The organism is Lactococcus protaetiae, assembly GCF_006965445.1.
In the GTDB taxonomy this organism is placed as follows: domain Bacteria; phylum Bacillota; class Bacilli; order Lactobacillales; family Streptococcaceae; genus Lactococcus; species Lactococcus protaetiae.
Map to the genome: position 1 here is coordinate 1,660,848 of NZ_CP041356.1, position 17,107 is coordinate 1,677,954.

Here is a 17,107-nt window from a genome sequence, read left to right on the forward strand (position 1 = left end):
AGGGGGATAAAGTAGCACTTGCTTTGATAAACTTATTATCCGTTTTCATTATAACAAATTTCCTGTTTAAAACCCATATTATATCAATATTTTTTAAAAAATCGGTCCAAAGTCCGAAAAAAATTGTGGCTTGAATTTTTAAAAGCAAAAGTTTAGAATTATCCGTAGTATGCAAGAGATGAAAGGATTTTTAATACTATTTAATTTTTAACTTAGCAAGTGCGTGCTATCTCCGCCCTTTGGGCTCCGCTGTCCATTCGCTCTATCTCCGTTTCACTGCGCTGTCGATTCTCGCTATGGCACGAACGTGCCTAGTCGAAGTCGCAACTCGCTACGTGCTCTGCATACCGTTCTACGAACGGTCTCCGCAACTTCGTTGCTCCGCTGTCCATTTGATTGCCACTTGGCGTTGGCACTTTAGTCCCTTACAGCCAATGGTCATGCGAAGCTAACTGCTAAAGCAGTAAGAGCAAAAGGCAAAACGATAAGGCGAAATGGCAAGCTCTGCTTTCGTTCTACCGTCCTAGAGTCTTAGCGCTTTAGCGATTGAGATTTGGCTTGTTGCTTTAGCAACTTAGCGAAATCGACAGCGGAGCAAAGCGGAGATAGAGCGAATGGATAACGAAACTTCGCTACGGTGTGACCTCATACCTTTGATGTTAAGCAGACTGTTGCAGCTTCAGCTACGTACAGGTCGCTTAGTTGTTACACCTAGAGGTTGTGCCCTAACATTGGTGGGGAGAAAGAATCCCCCACTAATGAAGTAATCACTTCAAACATACCGATTGAAAATTTTATGCGAATTATCGCTTGCGCTTGATGCTACTTTTCAAGATTGTGAATGAGAAAAGTATCGCCTTTTCCAAGCATCACAAGGCAATATATCTGAATAGTATAAGGAGAAACTTATGAAGAAAATAATGAGTATTTTAGTTGTGGATCTTCTTTATCTTACAGCTTTCCATTTTATCATTGATTTTTTACAGCTTGGAGAGATGATAAAACATTTTGGAGCTTATAGTATAGCTGCTCAGATTTTTCTGGAAGAAATTCCAATTATTGCTCTCATGCTTTTGCTTAATCATTTTATTTGGAAGCAAAAAGTCATTTTCAAAAAATATCCTTTAGGAAAAGGACTAGGCGTTTCTTTTTATACGATTTTAATGTTTTGTGTAGCGATTGGTGCGGGAATATACCGTCAAGTTGGGGTAGGTGTTTTTATTGCATTATTTGTAGGAGCAATTTCCATTGGGTTAGCAGAGGAATTTGTCTTTCGTGGTCTTATTTTGGGACACTTGATTTCTAAAGGAAAGTCACTCTTATTTTCCATGATTGTATCTTCTATTCTATTTGCTTGCTTGCATTTGGTCAACATTTTTCATCAACCACTTTTAAACACATTTTTACAGGTGCTCTATGTTTTTCCTTTAGGAATGTTTTTGGCAGCAATTTATATTAAAACAAATAATCTGATGTTTGCAATCTTTCTTCATGCTATGCAAGATTTTGCGGCATTAGTTTTTACGGGTGGAGTAAGTTCGCAAGTAACCTCATTAAGTGCTGTCTTGATGGACTATGCCCTGTATTTAACCCTTACTTTAATTATTTTATATGCAGATAGTCAGCAAATTGCTCGTTTCAAGGCATTTTTGAAAAATATACCAGCTCAACTCGGAGAGAGGAGCTTGCCCACTTTGGCCAAAAATAAAATGTTCCGCTCAGTTTCACTTGTTGTGGTGCTGGTTTTTGGGATTATTGCGAATTTTTGGTATGTCTTCGCCATTACTTCTAACGTACAACAGGCTTTGGCAGCAGGTGAAACTCAGCCTGGAGCCACGCCAGGAAATCTTGCCATGGGATTTACTATATTTTTAAGTATTCTGTTTTATCTCGTTGTGATGACCTTCTTTGATTATAAAAAAAGTAATTTCTGTTGGTTGCTTATTCCAGTGGTGGGTGGTCCAGTCTTTGTTATTATTGCATTGACAAAAAACGTTCGTCCAAAATTTGAGCAAAAAATCAAACGTGGAAATCAGCAGATGATACGATAATCTTTGACGAATCTGATAAATTTCGTTATAATGATTTAAAACCTTTAAATGAGTCCAGAGAGGCTTACAAGGATACAGAAAATAGAATGTGAAGTGCTGACAATATTTGATATTATTTTGTCAGTGCTGACAGTTTTTAGTACACTTGTAGTCTGAGCTGCGAGTGTTTTTTGTATTATACTAGTTTGTCTTCAATTCTACGTAGTGTGATAGCGCGGAGATAGAATTGTTAGATGAATTTTGGATATTACGTAGATTTTGCGATTCGACTAGCAAGTTTGCTTGCGGAGCGAGAGCCATTTCGTCTTGGGGCTTTAGCCCGTAGAACGAATGCCTCTATTGTTGTCAGCTCTGCTGACTTACGAATAGAGGACAAATGTTCTATGGACACCTGTGGTATGGAAAGCGGAGCGGGGAGAACTTCTAAACGGTACGGTTACAGTATTAAGTTCCACCGCTCTGCGAGATTTTGGACGAGCTTTGTGTGACTGACAACTTTTGTCAGCATACTGACAGAAATGGAGAAAGAAATGCCGAAATTACAAGAAATGATGACAGTGGCCAGTCAGCGTGAAGTTGCACGAGATATTTTCGAAATGGTGCTGACAGGTGAAATAGTTGCTGACATGGAAGTGCCAGGACAATTCTTGCATATCAAAGTACCTAATGATGCAATGCTTCTTAGACGACCGATTTCCATTTCAAGTTGGGATTCTGAAACTAAAAATTGTACGATTTTATATAGAGCTGGGGATGAAGTGACAGGAACCAGGCTTTTATCAGTACTGACAGCAGGACAAAAAGTTGATGTTATGGACCTCTTGGACATGGTTTTCCGATTGACGAAGTCAAAGAAGGAGAACGTGTTTTGATTGTTGGTGGTGGTATTGGCGTTCCGCCATTATATGAGTTGGCTAAACGTTTGAGTAAAGTGAGTTGTAAAATTACAGTATTACTTGGTTTTGCGAGTAAGGAGGTCAAGATTTTAGAGCAAGAATTTCGTGAGTTGCCAAATGTTGAGGTCAAAGTTGCAACTGATGATGGAAGTTATGGAACGCACGGTCATGTGGGACTCTTGATGAATGATTTATCCTTTGAAGCTGATGCTGTTTATACTTGTGGTGCTACTCCGATGCTCAAAGCAGTTGCTCAAAAATATGATACACTTGAGAGACTTTATATTTCTATGGAAAGTCGAATGGCTTGTGGAATTGGTGCTTGTTATGCCTGCGTTGAACATGATAAAAATGACGAATCAAAAGCATTAAAGGTATGCGAAGATGGTCCAGTTTTTGCTGGAAATGAGGTTCTTTTATGAAAATAAGCTTACGGCAAGTCAACAGAGAAAATTATCAGGCTTTGATAGATTTGAAGGTTTCAGAGGAGCAGCAAAACTTCGTTGCACCAAATTGTAGAAGTTTATTGCAGGCAGCCTATGAACCTGAGTTGAACTTGCTTGCAATTTATAAAGATGAAGCAGCCGTTGGATTGTTACTGTATGATTTTGATGAGAAGATGGGTGGCTGGACGTTGAGTCGATTGATGATTGACCATTCTCATCAACAGCAAGGGATTGCAAGTCAAGCTCTTGCGCAATTTTTAGCCTTTTTCAAAAAGGAATATCCAAAACAAGATATTTACACGAGTGCAGAATTAGACAATTCAGTTGCCCAAAATTTGTACGAAAAATTTGGATTTGAAAAACAAGAAACATTTTCATACGAAAATGAGGGGATGACTTTTCACGAAGTAAAAATGGTCAAAGGAGGACAAAATGACTGAAAACAGATTATCGATAAAACTTCCAGGACTTGATTTAAAAAACCCGATTATTCCAGCTTCAGGCTGTTTCGGTTTTGGAGAAGAATATGCCAGATATTTTGACCTTAATCAACTTGGGTCAATCATGGTTAAAGCAACGACTTTGACGGCACGCTTTGGTAATCCGACACCGCGTGTTGCAGAGACGGCGAGTGGTATGCTCAACGCAATTGGTTTGCAAAACCCAGGACTTGAAGAAGTTTTAGCTCATAAGCTTTCATGGCTTAATGAACATTTTGAGAAGCTTCCTATTATTGCAAATGTAGCGGGTTCAGAGGAATCGGACTATGTTGCGGTGTGTGCTAGAATTGGCGAAGCACCTAATGTCAAAGCCATTGAATTAAATATTTCTTGCCCAAATGTTAAGCATGGAGGGCAAGCATTTGGGACGGATCCAGAAGTGGCGGCCAGCCTTGTTCGTGCGTGTAAAGCAGTAACGAACTTGCCTATTTATCCAAAGCTCTCGCCCAATGTGACCGATATTGTGCCTATTGCAAAGGCGGTTGAAGCTGCTGGTGCAGATGGTATTACAATGATTAATACTTTGATGGGAGTTCGTTTTGACTTAAAGACTAGAAAACCTGTCCTTGCTAATGTTACAGGTGGACTTTCCGGTCCTGCGATAAAACCTGTTGCGCTCAAGTTGATTCATCAGGTATCACAAGCAGTTGATATCCCGATTATTGGTATGGGTGGAGTAGCAACAGCTCAAGATGTCCTTGAAATGTATCTTGCTGGAGCGTCAGCGGTGGCAGTAGGTACGGCAAATTTTGCCAATCCAACGGTCTGTCCTGAGATTATTGAAAATCTTCCCGAGTTGATGGATAGATATGGCATTGATACATTGGAAGGATTGATTAAAGAGGTAAAATCAAACAGGTGAAAAATGTTACATATAGTGAGGGTAATCTAGTTGTTTTTGGAGATACAAGAGGATCAATATTTTCTTCGTTTGGATTGATTTTTCTAATTTGTGTCCCATTTCTTTGGTTTTTTGGAACAATTTATGCCTTTGTCTCAGCAAGTTTAGGAATTATCTTGATTTTGGTTGGGTTAATCACATATCAGAATAAGAAAAAAACTAAATTTCTTGAAATCAAGGAGGAACTTCTAACAATTTATCCTACTGGAAATCAAAATCAACGTTATGAAGTCCCATTAGCTAGAATTAGCTGTTTTACTAAACGACATTTACAACGAAGTAGAAATACTGAGGTAATCATTCTTTGTTTAAATTCTAAATCTTTTCCACCAGTGACTTGGATAAATAATGGGTACAACGAAATCTTGAGTAAAAAAGAAATTGAGATTGATTCACTTCCAATAAAAGAAAGAAATTTAGAACAGTTTTTTGATTTACTTGATGAGAAATTTGCGATTAAGTTTGTAAAACTTAAAAAACATTCTTAGATTTGGAGCTACAAATGACTTATTCAACAATTTTATTTGATTTAGACGGAACGCTCTCTAATCCAGCACAGGGCATTGTCAACGCTTTAGTTTATGCGTTGCAAAAGTCTTCTATACCTGAGATTAATCAAGAAGATTTGCTCAAATTTATTGGGCCTCCTCTTGCCGAATCTTTCAAAACATTTTGCGGGTTTAATGATGAGCAAACTGAGCAGGCTATCATCAATTATCGGGAGTACTTCAGTAAAAATGGCTTGTTTGAAAATCAGCTTTATGCGGGTATTCCAGAACTTTTGCATACTTTGAAAGAAAGTGGCAAGCAACTAGTTGTTGCGACTTCAAAACCTGAATTTTATGCCAAGCAGATTATTGATTACTTTTCTATTTCCGAGTACTTTGATTTTATCGCTGGTGCGACAATGGATGGAAGCAGGAGCAAAAAGAGTGATGTGATTGCCTATGCTATAGAAGCTCATTGTATTACAAAGGAAAACACCGTGATGATTGGTGATCGTGCTTTTGATGTCATTGGTGCAAAAGAAAATGGATTACCCTCAATTGGTGTCCTTTATGGCTTTGGCAACCAAAAAGAACTTGAAGAAGCAGGCGCTACTTGGATTGTTGATGATATCAAAAGTTTGCAAGAGAAGCTGATAGGAAATTGATGTAGATTAAGAAAAAAAACAAAACTTGAAAGGAAGAATAAGATTGACCAAAGAAAGATTTGATTCAGAAATGTTTTATGCAGGTTTCCCTGTGTTTATTACTCTTGTGAAAATAGGTACAGAACAAATCCTTGCAACGACTTATAGCTCATCTTATATGCTGGATAATTGGCTTGTCATAGGTACAGGTGCTGACGGAAATACAGCTTCACATCTAAAAGTTGGAACAAAATTGTCAGTAAATTATTTGGATGCTGAAAATGGGATTTTAGCTGACATTGCAGGTCTTGTCAGTAGTCGCACAAGGCTGTCAGTACTGACAGAAATGGGAGCAGAATTGACAGAGATTGATGAGATTCCCATCCTTGAAAATGGTTCAGTATCAATCATTGGACAGATTGAAAAAGTTGTTTCGATGGGTGGAATTAATCATCTTTTTATAAAAATCACTGACAGATTTATTGATAAAAGTCTCCTCACTGACGGAAAAATCGATTGGGGAAATATGAGTGCACTTGAATACTTTGGCGCTCAAACGGAACGATTTTATAAAGCTGTCAGTAGTGACAAAAAGAAAAAAGGACAATTTTTAAAAGAAAGTAGAAAATATGACACACGAAAATAGACCAGTTATTGCCTTAGACTTTCCGGAATTTGTGGATGTAAAAGACTTTTTGGAGCAATTTGACCCTTCAGAAAAACTCTATATTAAACTAGGAATGGAGCTGTTTTATACTGCAGGTCCACAAGTTGTCTATTATGTGAAATCACTTGGACATCGTGTGTTTTTAGATTTGAAATTGCACGATATTCCAAATACAGTGGAATCCTCAATGCGTGTTCTTGCACGCTTGGGTGTAGATATGGTTAATGTTCATGCAGCTGGCGGTGTTGAAATGATGATTGCTGCAAGACGTGGTTTAGAGGCAGGTACACCAGCCGGACGACAAAAACCGAAACTTATTGCAGTGACTCAACTGACCTCAACTTCTGAAGAAATCATGCATAACGACCAAAAAATCATGACAAGTCTGGAAGAGTCTGTCATCAATTATGCTCAAAAAACAGCAGAAGCAGGACTTGACGGTGTGGTTTGTTCAGCACACGAAGTAGAAAAGATAAAAGCAGCAACTCATAAAGATTTTATTTGCCTGACACCCGGTATTCGTCCAGCCGGAACAGCTTCAGGAGACCAAAAACGAGTAATGACACCAGCGCAGGCTCATCAGATTGGTGCAGATTATATCGTGGTCGGTCGTCCGATTACCCAAGCGCAAAATCCTATTGAGGCTTACCACAATATTAAAGCAGAGTGGAATCAATAAGTTAAATTATAAACCAATCCAATGAAGTCAAAACTTGTTCAGTAGGAGTTTCGACTCACCACTGAATTTAAGGTACAACCTCTAGGTGTAACAACTAAGCGACCTGTACCTGTACGCAGCTAAAGCTACCACAATCTGCTTAACATCTTCGATATGAGGTCACCTTGTCTCAGAAGCTGCGTGCTAAAGCACTCATGCTCCGACTTTAGTAGCTAAGTAAATGGACAGCGTAGCCCTAAGGGCGGAGATGGACACACTTGCTTTGATAAAAGTTAAAAAAAATGGATAAGTGAACTTATCCATTTTTTTATGGCTAGAAAACGTCATGGATAATAAAATAATCTGAAAATTATGCTACAATATATAAAAATTCTAATTTTCATACTGAGGATAGGACTGTCCATCTTATCTAAAACATTGAATTTTTACAGCAACTCAACGAACATTCGTCACAGCTTAAAGGAGAAATAATGATTTATAACTTTGCAGCAGGACCAGCAGTGCTCCCCAAGAAGTGCTTAGAAAAGCACAAAAAGAATTTTTAAACTATGCGAACTCGGGAATGAGTGTGATGGAGTTGACACATCGGGGTAAATTGTTTGGTGAAATTATTACGCACGCAGAAGAAACTTTGCGTGAGCTGATGAACATTCCTGACCATTACAAAATTTTGTTTTTACAAGGAGGAGCATCCACACAATTTACAATGGTACCGCTAAATTTGGCACTTGGGAAAAAGGCATATTATACAATATCGGGGCTTTTCGGACAAAAAGCATACGAAGAAGCCGTTAAATTATCTAAAACATTGGATTTACAACCAATTATCCTTTCCGAGAGTAAAAGTGACCATTTTACCAAAATCGCACAATTCGATAAATGTCAAGTTGACCCGAAGGCTGCGTATGTTCATTTGACGATGAATAATACCATTGAAGGGAGCAGCCTCTATGAACTTCCTGAAACTAATGATGTGCCAATTGTTGGAGATATGAGTTCAAATATTCTTGCTGTAAAATATGATATTAACAAATTTGGACTCGTCTATGCTGGAGCTCAAAAAAATATTGGACCAGCAGGAGTAACCATTGTTATCGTGCGAGAAGACCTCTTATCTCATCAAGAAATGCTGTCTTCAATGCTGGATTATCAGCTTTTAATCAAAAATCATTCGCTTTATAATACACCACCAACTTTTGGAATATATATGGCGGGACTTGTCTTTGATTGGGTAAAAGCGCTTGGAGGTGTTGATGAGATGGAGAAGCTAAATCGAGAAAAAGCAGCGTTACTTTATGATTATCTTGACAGCACTACTTTTTATCAAACGCCCATCCAAAATAAAGCAGAACGTTCAATTTGTAATATCCCTTTTACGACTTCTGACGCAGCGCTTGACCAGCTTTTTGTCAAACAGGCTGATGAAGCAGGATTAAAGAACCTAAAAGGACACCGTTCGGTAGGTGGGATGAGAGCAAGTATATACAATGCTTTTCCGAGAGACGGTGTGGTTGAGTTGGTCAGATTTATGAAAAAATTTGAAAAAGAACATTGAAGTGATTACTTCATCAGTGGGAGATTCTTTCTCTCCCACTGATGTTAGTAGAACGAAAGCAAAGCTTAGTGTTGCTAAATCCTCCCACCTAAAAGAGGTGGGGGATTTAGCAGACACTTGCTTGGTTAAACCTATTACGAAACTCAGCAGTGAGCAGCAATGCCATAACTCAAAGAGCGGAGTAGCAAGGTAAAATGAAGTCAAGACTTATTCAGTGGGAGTTTCGTAAAACATTTGTCCATTTTCTCTAGTCGCTGAAGCGACTGATAAAAGGGCAACTCCCCGCTGAATTTAGTCGAACAAAATTCAAAGCTTGCTATTCCGACTAGGTGCTTCAGCACCGTAGCGAGGATGGACAGCGTAGCAAAGCGAAGATGGTGCTGCCTTATCTCCGACCTAGAAGGTCGGAGTATTGCGATTGCGACTAGGCGCTTTGCCTTTTGCTCTTACTGCTTTAGCAGTTAAGCAAACGGACAGCGGAGCAACGAAGTTGCGTAGACCGTTCGCAGAACGGCGTGCGAAGCACGTAGCGCCTTAGCAAGCATCGACAGCGTAGCCGCAAGGCGGAGATAGCACGCGCTTGCTTTGATAAATTGGGAGAAAAGAAATGGTTTATAATATCAAAACAATTGGAAATAATATTGATCCTCTAGGTTTACAAGCATTTGGTGAAGGATTTGTCATTGATGCTGTAAAAGAAGATGAAGCAGATGCCTTTGTTTGCCGTGCTCAGAACTTTCATGATTATCAGTTTGGAAAAAACCTTCTAGCCATTGGTCGTGCAGGAGCAGGTTTCAATAATATTCCAGTTGAGCGATGTGCTAGTGAAGGAATTGTTGTTTTCAATGCACCTGGCGGAAATGCTAATGCGGTAAAAGAGCAGGTGCTTTGCATGATGATTTTTGGTTCTAGAAATCTCAAACCAGCAAATAAATGGTTGACGAGCCAAAAAGGAACCGATAGAGAAATTGATTTAGCTGTTGAAAAAGGTAAAAAAGCTTTTGCAGGAAGTGAAATCCGTGGGAAAACACTAGGTATTATTGGTTTGGGCAATATTGGCTCTCGTGTAGCAAATGATGCGGCGAATCTAGGAATGAGAGTTTTAGGCTACGATCCTTACATTTCTGTTGAGCGCGCGTGGGATATTTCTCATGATGTAAAAAGGGTAACGAATCTTGATGATATTTTTGAGGAAGCAGACTATATCACGATTCATACGCCTTTGACTGAAGAAACAAAAGAAATGTACGGTTATGAGAATTTTTCGAAGATGAAAAAAGGTGTGATTTTGATGAATTTTGCACGAGATGAGATTACTGATAAATCGGCTGTTCTTGATTATATTGCCAATGGGACGATTCAATTTTTTGCAACGGATTTTGGCTCAGAGCAATTTTATCATCAAGAACACATTTTTGTGAGCCCACATTTGGGAGGTTCAACTCAGGAAGCGAGTTTGAATTGCACAAGAATGGCCGCGAGGTCAATTCAGGCTTATCTTCAGACAGGTGAAATCATTAATTCTGTGAATTTTCCAAATGTACGGCAAGAGCTAAAAGTTCCTTATCGAATTACATTGATTAATAAAAATGTCCCAAATGTAGTGGCGCAAATTTCGGTGGCTGTTTCGGATAAAAATATTAATATCAGCAATATTATTAATCGTTCAAAAGGTGATTTTGCTTATACTTTGATTGATTTGGATGAACAAAATGAATCTAAAATTCAAGCTTTAGTTGAGCATTTTGAAAATAGCGAAAATATTGTGAGGGTAAGAGTGATTAAAAAATGGTCGTTGTGAAGGCTTTTAAAGCGATTAGGCCACGAGAGGATTTGGTTGAAAAAGTAGCGACTTTGCCTTATGATGTCCTATCTAGCAGTGAAGCGAGGGTGCTTTCGGCTGATAATCCTTACTCCTATTTGCATATTGATAAAGCTGAGGTTGATTTGCCGGTGGATATTGATTCGCACAGTGAAGCGGTTTATCAGCAGGCTGCGACTGCCTTAAAAGATTTTTTAGAGGCAGGCTGGTTGAAAAAAGAAGATGAAAATAGACTTTATTTGTATGAGTTGACGATGAATGGACGGACTCAAACGGGAATCGTTGGCTGTACTTCAATTTCAGATTATGAAAATGGCAAAATTAAACGTCATGAGTTGACTTTACCTGAAAAAGAGCAAGATAGAATTAATCATTTCGAGGCAACAAACTGCAATACTAGTCCTATTTTCCTTGCTTACCATGAAAAACACGAAATTCAAGCTTTGGTTTCAGGATGGAAACAGAGTCATGAGCCGATTTATGATTTTACGAGTTTTTATGGTGTTGCACATCGTGTTTATCTTGTTGATGATAACGATGTTGTGGAGCAGCTTGAGCATTATTTTTCTCAAGTTTCTGCGCTATATATTGCAGACGGCCACCATCGGAGTGCGAGTGCATTCAAAGTAGGAGCAAAGCGTAGAGCTGCTGAAAATGATGATGAAAATGCGGAATATAACTACTTTTTATCTGTTATTTTCCCGGATAATGAATTAAAAATTTTGGATTATAATCGAGTGATTAAAACAGCTCTACCGCAAGATTTCTGGGAGAAGGTTGCTGAAAAATTTGATGTTGAAAAAATTGAACCTTCAAGTCCGCAGAAAACACGTGAAATTCATGCATTTTCGAATCATCAATGGTTTAGGTTAACACCTAAAAATGAAATCATTCCAACGGATGAAGTAGAGGCTTTGGATGTAGCAATTTTACAAAATGAAATCTTGGCACCATTGCTAGAGATAGACAATCCAAAGACAAATCCTAATATTAAATTTGTCGGTGGTATTCGTGGACTTTCAGCACTTGAAGACGAAGTGAATGCTGGTTACGGAATTGCTTTTGCGCTCTATCCTCCGACAATGGCAGAACTTCTCGCCGTTGCAGATGCAGGAAAAATTATGCCTCCAAAATCAACATGGTTTGAGCCAAAGCTTTTATCAGGGCTATTTTTGCATGAATTAAGCTGATGAATTCTCTGTTAGTGCTGATGGAAAGCCAAAATTGATTTGAAGTGATAACTTCATTTGTAGGGGATTTTCCCCCCTTTACTTATAATGTTAGGGGAGGAACAACTAAGACCTGTGCGCAGTTAAAGATTGCATCAATGATATGAAATCCGCTTCATTATCCATTCGCTCTATCTCTGCAACTTCGTTGCTCCGCTGTCGATTAAAGCAAAGCAAGCTCGAAATGAAAGCGTCATCTATCTTGTCCACACTACAGTATCCATGCTCGCTACGGAGTCGTAAAGTGTTAAGAGCCTAGGGCAGTAAAACGAAAGTAGCACTTGCTAAGTTAAAGTAGTTACTTCATTGGTGGGAGATTCTTTCCCCCACCAATGTTAGGTCACAACCTCTAGGTGTAACAACTAAGCGACCTGTACGCAGCTAAAGCTGCAACAGTCTGCTTAACATCAAAGATATGAGGTTACCCTTGATACAAAAAACTCTGTCAGCACGCTGACAGAGTTTTTTGTAGATCATCATTACTTAAATTAACCATTATTATAAACTAACAGTAATTAAAGTGGTTTTTTAGCTGGCAACCCAGCTTTTCTAGGATATTTTTTCGGTGTTTCTTTTTTCTTTTCAATGATAGCAATATGCCGTTCATCACCATTTGGCAATTCATAAGCGATTTCATTGATGAATTTACTTCCGAGGATGGCTATGGCATTTTTTGCTTCTGATAACTCTTCTGTAAATTGGCTTGCTTTCAGCGATAGAAGACGACCACCTTTCTTTAAAAATGGAATGGTAAATTCTGATAAGACCGAAAGTCTTGCCACAGCGCGAGCTGTAACTAAGTCAAACTGTCCACGATAGTGCGGATTTTGACCAAAATCTTCCGCCCGTCCATGAAGTAGAGTCACATCGACAAGTCCTAGCTCATCTGTCAGTACTGACAGAAAATTGATACGCTTTTGTAAGCTATCAATGATTGTTACTTTTAATGACGGAAAAATAATTTTCATCGGTAAGCTAGGGAAACCAGCTCCAGCGCCAATATCAAGAAGAGTAATCGCATCGTCAGCAATGACACCATATAAAATTGGCGCAATAGAATCATAAAAATGTTTTAAATAAACATCTGATTGCTCAGTAATTGCAGTCAGATTGATTTTCTCATTCCACTCAACAAGTAACTCAAAATAGCGTTGGAACTGCTCTTTTTGGTGTTCAGAAAGTTTAATATTAAATTCTGTAAGTAGCGACAAAAATTCATCAGGGGTCATAGAGTCCGCTCCAAAAGTTTTCTAGTAATTTCTTTAATCATTTCTCTATTCTCGCTTTTTGGTAACTTTTCAATAAGCTCCAGAGCAGCGGTAGTGTAAGATTTTGCAAGATTTTTTGTTTCGATTAATGCTTGTGAATTTTTGATAAATTTATCCACAGCTTCAAAATTTTCATCTTTAATCCAGACGGATACCTGATTAAAATCTTCACGCAAAGCAAAAAGAACAGGTGCAGAATAAATGCCTTGTCTAATGTCCTCAAGCACAGGTTTACCCAAAACACCACTTGTAGAAGCATAATCAAGGTAATCATCCATAATCTGAAAGGCAATGCCGATGTTCATCCCAATCTTATAAGACAAATTAGAAAGACGATTTTTTTTGGCAATTAAAGGTGCGATAGAAGCAGACATCGCAAAGAGTTCACCTGTTTTCCCAGAAATATTTTCGATGTAATCTTCAAGCGATTGTTCAAGGTCAAAATGTTTGTTTAACTGACCTAACTCACCACCTAGTAATCGCTCAATTGAACCAAGATTTTTTGTCAAATTTGTTAATTCTAAAGAATACTCAGACATCAATTTAAAAACAGCAACAAAAAGATAGTCACCTGCATAAACGGCAACTTCAGAGCCATATTTTGCGGAAATTGTTGCAACTCCTCGTCTAGTCGTTGCTTTATCAACAACATCATCATGAACCAAAGTTGCAGTGTGCAACATCTCCACGCTTGCTGCTAAAGCTAATTTCTCCTTTTCATCTAACTCTGTAAAGTCAGCAAAAAGCAGCAAATAAGCGGGACGAAGCATTTTACCTCCCGCATCAAAAATATCAAAAATCGCCGACTTAATCGACTCATTTTTGATTGAAATCTGACTTTTCATCAATTTCTGCACTTTTGAAAGTTGCTTTCCAAGTACTGGATAATCTTTCCAAATTGTGTTTTTTACGTCCATTGTTTACTTTCTTTGATAAATAATTCCTGTATTGGCTTGACTCGTGTAATTAATTGATTACCGCCAATTCCTATTGCAAAACCAGCTAACATCCCAAAAAAAGCCAGCCAAGGTAAATATAGCATGACAGAAGCAGCCTTTGCTAGAAAAGCCGCAACGACAAGTTGACCAAAATTATGAAAAAAGCCGCCAACAACTGATATTCCAATTAATGAAACCAACTTGGGTCCAAATTGTTTCATGAGGTACATTGCAAGAAGAGATAATATTCCTCCAGCAAAAGAATAAAGAAACACAGAAAATCCTGTGAACAGCGCAGTAATAAGTAAACGAAGAATTTCCATTACCCAAACTTTACGCCAATTCAAAGTGAAAATAGCAATAATCATCACTAAATTGGCAAGACCAATTTTGGCTCCAGGAGCAAATGCAAAAAAAGGCGGAAACATATTTTCGATGATTCCCATGACAACAGCGACAGCTGTCAATAGGGAAACGTAGACATATTCTTTAATATTCATGCTGTGTAATCCACCTGATTATCTTTTTTACCACTCATCACTTCAATGACAAGGTTATGAGGAAGACAAACAGCAGTTTCTCCCACATTTGAAATCCAACCTCGATGAACAGCAATTTGGTCAGGAGAATTATCGGCCTTATCTCGAATTTTTCCATCAAGGACTTGGATTGTATTCCAATTACCATTTTTTGCCCGATAAGTCCAAGTTTGATTTTTTGTTAAATCAAAAGTTTTGATTACCTTTCCATTCACACGTACCTGTGCTTCAGCTCCAGCTTGATGACTGGTTAGGAAAAAAAGAGTAGAAAAAGAAGCGATAAACAATACGAAAATAATGACAAAATCCAGAGGTTTAATCTTTATATTTTTAAAAAACAGTATCGTATTTTTAAGGAATTTCATTATTGGACTATTATAGCAAAATTGATGAAATTTTTCACGAAATCTGCAAAAAGAAAGCGCCTTGACGGCAACTTTCTTATTTTTTATTGGTCAATGGAGCCTTAGCATTTGATTGTTTAGTGAGTTCTTGAGCTTTAGCAATAATATAAGCTTTCAAATCTTCGCTAATTTGAGGGTGTTCAAGTCCATATTCAATAGTTGTTTCAACAAAACCAAACTTGTCTCCAACATCATAACGTTTTCCAGTAAATTCATGTGCAAAAACACGTTGAGTTTTATTCAGGCGCTCAATGGCATCAGTTAATTGAATTTCGTTACCTGCACCTGGAGCTTGTGACTCTAAGACATCAAAAATCTCAGGTGTTAAGAGATAGCGACCAATGATTGCTAAGTCAGAAGGCGCTTCTTCAACTTTTGGCTTTTCAACGAAATGATTGACATTATAAAGTCCTTTAGATACTTCCCCATCAGGTGCAATAACACCATATTTATCAACATCTTCATGAGGGACTTTCATTACAGCAATAGTGGAAGCATGAGTTTTTTCGTAATCGGAGATAAGCTCTTTAGTAAGTGGAGTACCTTCACCATTAATATTCATCAAATCATCTCCAAGCATGACGACAAAAGGTTCATTTCCGACAAAAGCCTTAGCCTGAAGTACAGCATGTCCTAAACCTTTTGGATGAGATTGACGAATAAAGTGAAGATTAATGTCTGTGGTTTCTTCAACAAGTTTTAATAATTCAGTTTTACCTTTTTCCAGTAAATTTTGCTCAAGTTCAAGATTAGAGTCAAAATGGTCTTCAATAGGACGTTTTGCTTTACCTGTAACAATCAAAATATCTTCTATGCCTGATTTTAAGGCTTCTTCAACAATAAATTGGATTGTGGGTTTGTCAACGATTGGAAGCATTTCTTTTGCCATTGCTTTTGTTGCAGGCAAGAAACGAGTACCCAAACCTGCCGCAGGAATAACAGCCTTACGGACTTTTCTAGCTTTAGTTTGATTCATAAGATATCGAAGCTCCTTTTTTGTAAACAGTTACAAATATAACATATTTCTTTTGTATTCACAAGGTATGTCAGTTGGTGAATTCATTTTCTGCTCGTGTTTCTCGGCGCATAATATCAAGAATACCAACTTTAGCATCAAGTCCTTCGTATAGGACCTTATAAATAGTTTCAGTGATTGGCATATCAATATTAAGTTGTTGTGCTAATTCATAAGCGGCTTTTGTTGTTGAAACACCTTCAATAATCATGCCCATATTACGCTCAACATCTTCAAGTTTTTCTCCACGACCAAGTGCATCTCCGGCACGCCAATTTCGCGAGTGAACGGAAGTTCCTGTGACAATGAGGTCACCAACCCCAGAAAGTCCACTATAAGTTAGAGGTTCAGCACCCATTGCTACACCGAGACGTGTAATCTCGGTAAGACCACGTGTGATGATTGCGGCTTTTGCATTATCTCCAAATCCAAGACCGTGAAGTGCACCAGCACCAACGGCAATGATATTTTTAAGCGCACCCGCTGTTTCCACTCCGACTACATCGGTATTGGTATAAAGACGGAAGTAGTCATTACTAAAAATATTTTGTGCATATTTTGCTTCGTCATGATTTTTAGAAGCAGCAGAGATTAAAGTAATATCTCGAACGATTGTTTCTTCGGCATGGGAAGGACCAGATACAACTACAATTTCTCCACGGTACTCAGAAGGAATTTCTTCTTCGAGAATACTTGAGATGCGGGCGTGTGTCCCTTGCTCAAGTCCTTTTGAGGCATGAAGGATATGGACTTTATGCCTCAAAACTTCGGCAAGTTGTTTTGCAACAAGACGAGTAACTTTTGTAGGAACAACAAAGAGAACAGCATCAACTCCCTCAATAGCTTCACTTAAATCTGTAAATGCCTTAATTTTTTTATCTAAAATGATGTCTTTAAAATAACGTTGATTCGTATGTTGTTCATTAATTTCCGTAATTTGCTCTGGATTATTTCCCCAGATACGTACTTCATGACCATTATCATTTAGGACTTGTGAAAGGGCAGTACCCCATGACCCTGGGCCTAGGACCGCGATTTTTTGTGGTTTCATATGAATGAGCCTCT

16 protein-coding genes and 2 pseudogenes are annotated in these 17,107 nt (G+C 38.3%); 12 read left to right on the forward strand and 6 right to left on the reverse strand.

Annotated features, from left to right (window positions below; translation table 11 throughout):
- Positions 1–908: 908 nt before the first annotated feature.
- The 12 genes and pseudogenes from FLP15_RS08075 (at position 909) to FLP15_RS08130 (ending at position 11,839) form a co-directional block, all read left to right on the forward strand.
- Positions 909–2,051: a CPBP family intramembrane glutamic endopeptidase gene (locus FLP15_RS08075; protein WP_142766679.1), complete on the forward strand. Its 1,143-nt coding sequence runs from the start codon at positions 909–911 to the stop codon at positions 2,049–2,051.
- Positions 2,052–2,284: 233 nt separating this feature from the next.
- Positions 2,285–2,539, forward strand: coding sequence for a hypothetical protein (locus FLP15_RS08080; protein WP_142766680.1), 255 nt, complete (start codon positions 2,285–2,287; stop codon positions 2,537–2,539).
- 42 nt (positions 2,540–2,581) lie between these two features.
- Positions 2,582–3,369, forward strand: a pseudogene (locus FLP15_RS08085) (dihydroorotate dehydrogenase electron transfer subunit).
- The gene (locus FLP15_RS08090; RefSeq protein ID WP_142766681.1) at positions 3,366–3,833 is read left to right on the forward strand and encodes a GNAT family N-acetyltransferase; all 468 of its coding nucleotides are present in this window, start codon (positions 3,366–3,368) and stop codon (positions 3,831–3,833) included. The pseudogene FLP15_RS08085 and the gene FLP15_RS08090 overlap by 4 nt, the downstream one beginning before the upstream one ends.
- The gene (locus tag FLP15_RS08095; protein WP_142766682.1) at positions 3,826–4,755 is read left to right on the forward strand and encodes a dihydroorotate dehydrogenase; all 930 of its coding nucleotides are present in this window, start codon (positions 3,826–3,828) and stop codon (positions 4,753–4,755) included. Before FLP15_RS08090 ends, FLP15_RS08095 begins: the two co-directional genes overlap by 8 nt.
- A complete protein-coding gene (locus FLP15_RS08100) occupies positions 4,752–5,282 on the forward strand; it encodes a hypothetical protein (RefSeq protein ID WP_142766683.1) in 531 nt (176 codons plus the stop codon). Before FLP15_RS08095 ends, FLP15_RS08100 begins: the two co-directional genes overlap by 4 nt.
- 14 nt (positions 5,283–5,296) lie before the next feature.
- A complete protein-coding gene (locus FLP15_RS08105; protein ID WP_142766684.1) occupies positions 5,297–5,947 on the forward strand; it encodes an HAD family hydrolase in 651 nt (216 codons plus the stop codon).
- 43 nt (positions 5,948–5,990) lie between these two features.
- Entirely contained in the window at positions 5,991–6,572 is a 582-nt protein-coding gene (locus tag FLP15_RS08110; RefSeq protein ID WP_142766685.1) for a hypothetical protein, read from the forward strand.
- Positions 6,556–7,272, forward strand: coding sequence for an orotidine-5'-phosphate decarboxylase (gene pyrF / locus FLP15_RS08115; RefSeq protein WP_142766686.1), 717 nt, complete (start codon positions 6,556–6,558; stop codon positions 7,270–7,272). Before FLP15_RS08110 ends, pyrF begins: the two co-directional genes overlap by 17 nt.
- Before the next feature lie 467 nt (positions 7,273–7,739).
- Positions 7,740–8,827 (forward strand): annotated as a pseudogene (gene serC / locus FLP15_RS08120) (3-phosphoserine/phosphohydroxythreonine transaminase).
- Positions 8,828–9,434: 607 nt separating this feature from the next.
- Positions 9,435–10,628, forward strand: a complete 1,194-nt coding sequence (locus tag FLP15_RS08125; RefSeq protein ID WP_142766687.1) for a 3-phosphoglycerate dehydrogenase family protein — start codon at positions 9,435–9,437, stop codon at positions 10,626–10,628.
- Complete coding sequence (locus FLP15_RS08130; protein WP_142766688.1) at positions 10,616–11,839, forward strand: DUF1015 domain-containing protein; 1,224 nt, start codon at positions 10,616–10,618, stop codon at positions 11,837–11,839. The genes FLP15_RS08125 and FLP15_RS08130 overlap by 13 nt, the downstream gene beginning before the upstream one ends.
- Positions 11,840–12,393: 554 nt before the next feature.
- Here FLP15_RS08130 and rsmG read toward each other — a convergent pair.
- The 6 genes from rsmG to FLP15_RS08160 all read right to left on the reverse strand — a co-directional run bounded on the left by rsmG (position 12,394) and on the right by FLP15_RS08160 (position 17,093).
- Positions 12,394–13,107 (reverse strand): 16S rRNA (guanine(527)-N(7))-methyltransferase RsmG, encoded by a 714-nt coding sequence (gene rsmG / locus FLP15_RS08135; RefSeq protein ID WP_142766689.1) that lies wholly within the window; start codon positions 13,105–13,107, stop codon positions 12,394–12,396.
- The gene (locus FLP15_RS08140; RefSeq protein WP_142766690.1) at positions 13,104–14,063 is read right to left on the reverse strand and encodes a polyprenyl synthetase family protein; all 960 of its coding nucleotides are present in this window, start codon (positions 14,061–14,063) and stop codon (positions 13,104–13,106) included. The genes rsmG and FLP15_RS08140 overlap by 4 nt, the downstream gene beginning before the upstream one ends.
- Complete coding sequence (locus tag FLP15_RS08145; RefSeq protein ID WP_120771556.1) at positions 14,054–14,584, reverse strand: Gx transporter family protein; 531 nt, start codon at positions 14,582–14,584, stop codon at positions 14,054–14,056. Before FLP15_RS08145 ends, FLP15_RS08140 begins: the two co-directional genes overlap by 10 nt.
- Positions 14,581–14,988, reverse strand: a complete 408-nt coding sequence (locus FLP15_RS08150; protein ID WP_142766691.1) for a NusG domain II-containing protein — start codon at positions 14,986–14,988, stop codon at positions 14,581–14,583. Before FLP15_RS08150 ends, FLP15_RS08145 begins: the two co-directional genes overlap by 4 nt.
- 76 nt (positions 14,989–15,064) lie before the next feature.
- Positions 15,065–16,003 carry a UTP--glucose-1-phosphate uridylyltransferase GalU gene (gene galU, locus FLP15_RS08155; protein ID WP_142766692.1) on the reverse strand — a complete coding sequence of 313 codons (939 nt, stop codon included), beginning with the start codon at positions 16,001–16,003 and terminating at the stop codon, positions 15,065–15,067.
- A 70-nt stretch (positions 16,004–16,073) separates the two neighbouring features.
- Complete coding sequence (locus tag FLP15_RS08160; protein ID WP_142766693.1) at positions 16,074–17,093, reverse strand: NAD(P)H-dependent glycerol-3-phosphate dehydrogenase; 1,020 nt, start codon at positions 17,091–17,093, stop codon at positions 16,074–16,076.
- Between the last annotated feature and the right edge of the window lie 14 nt (positions 17,094–17,107).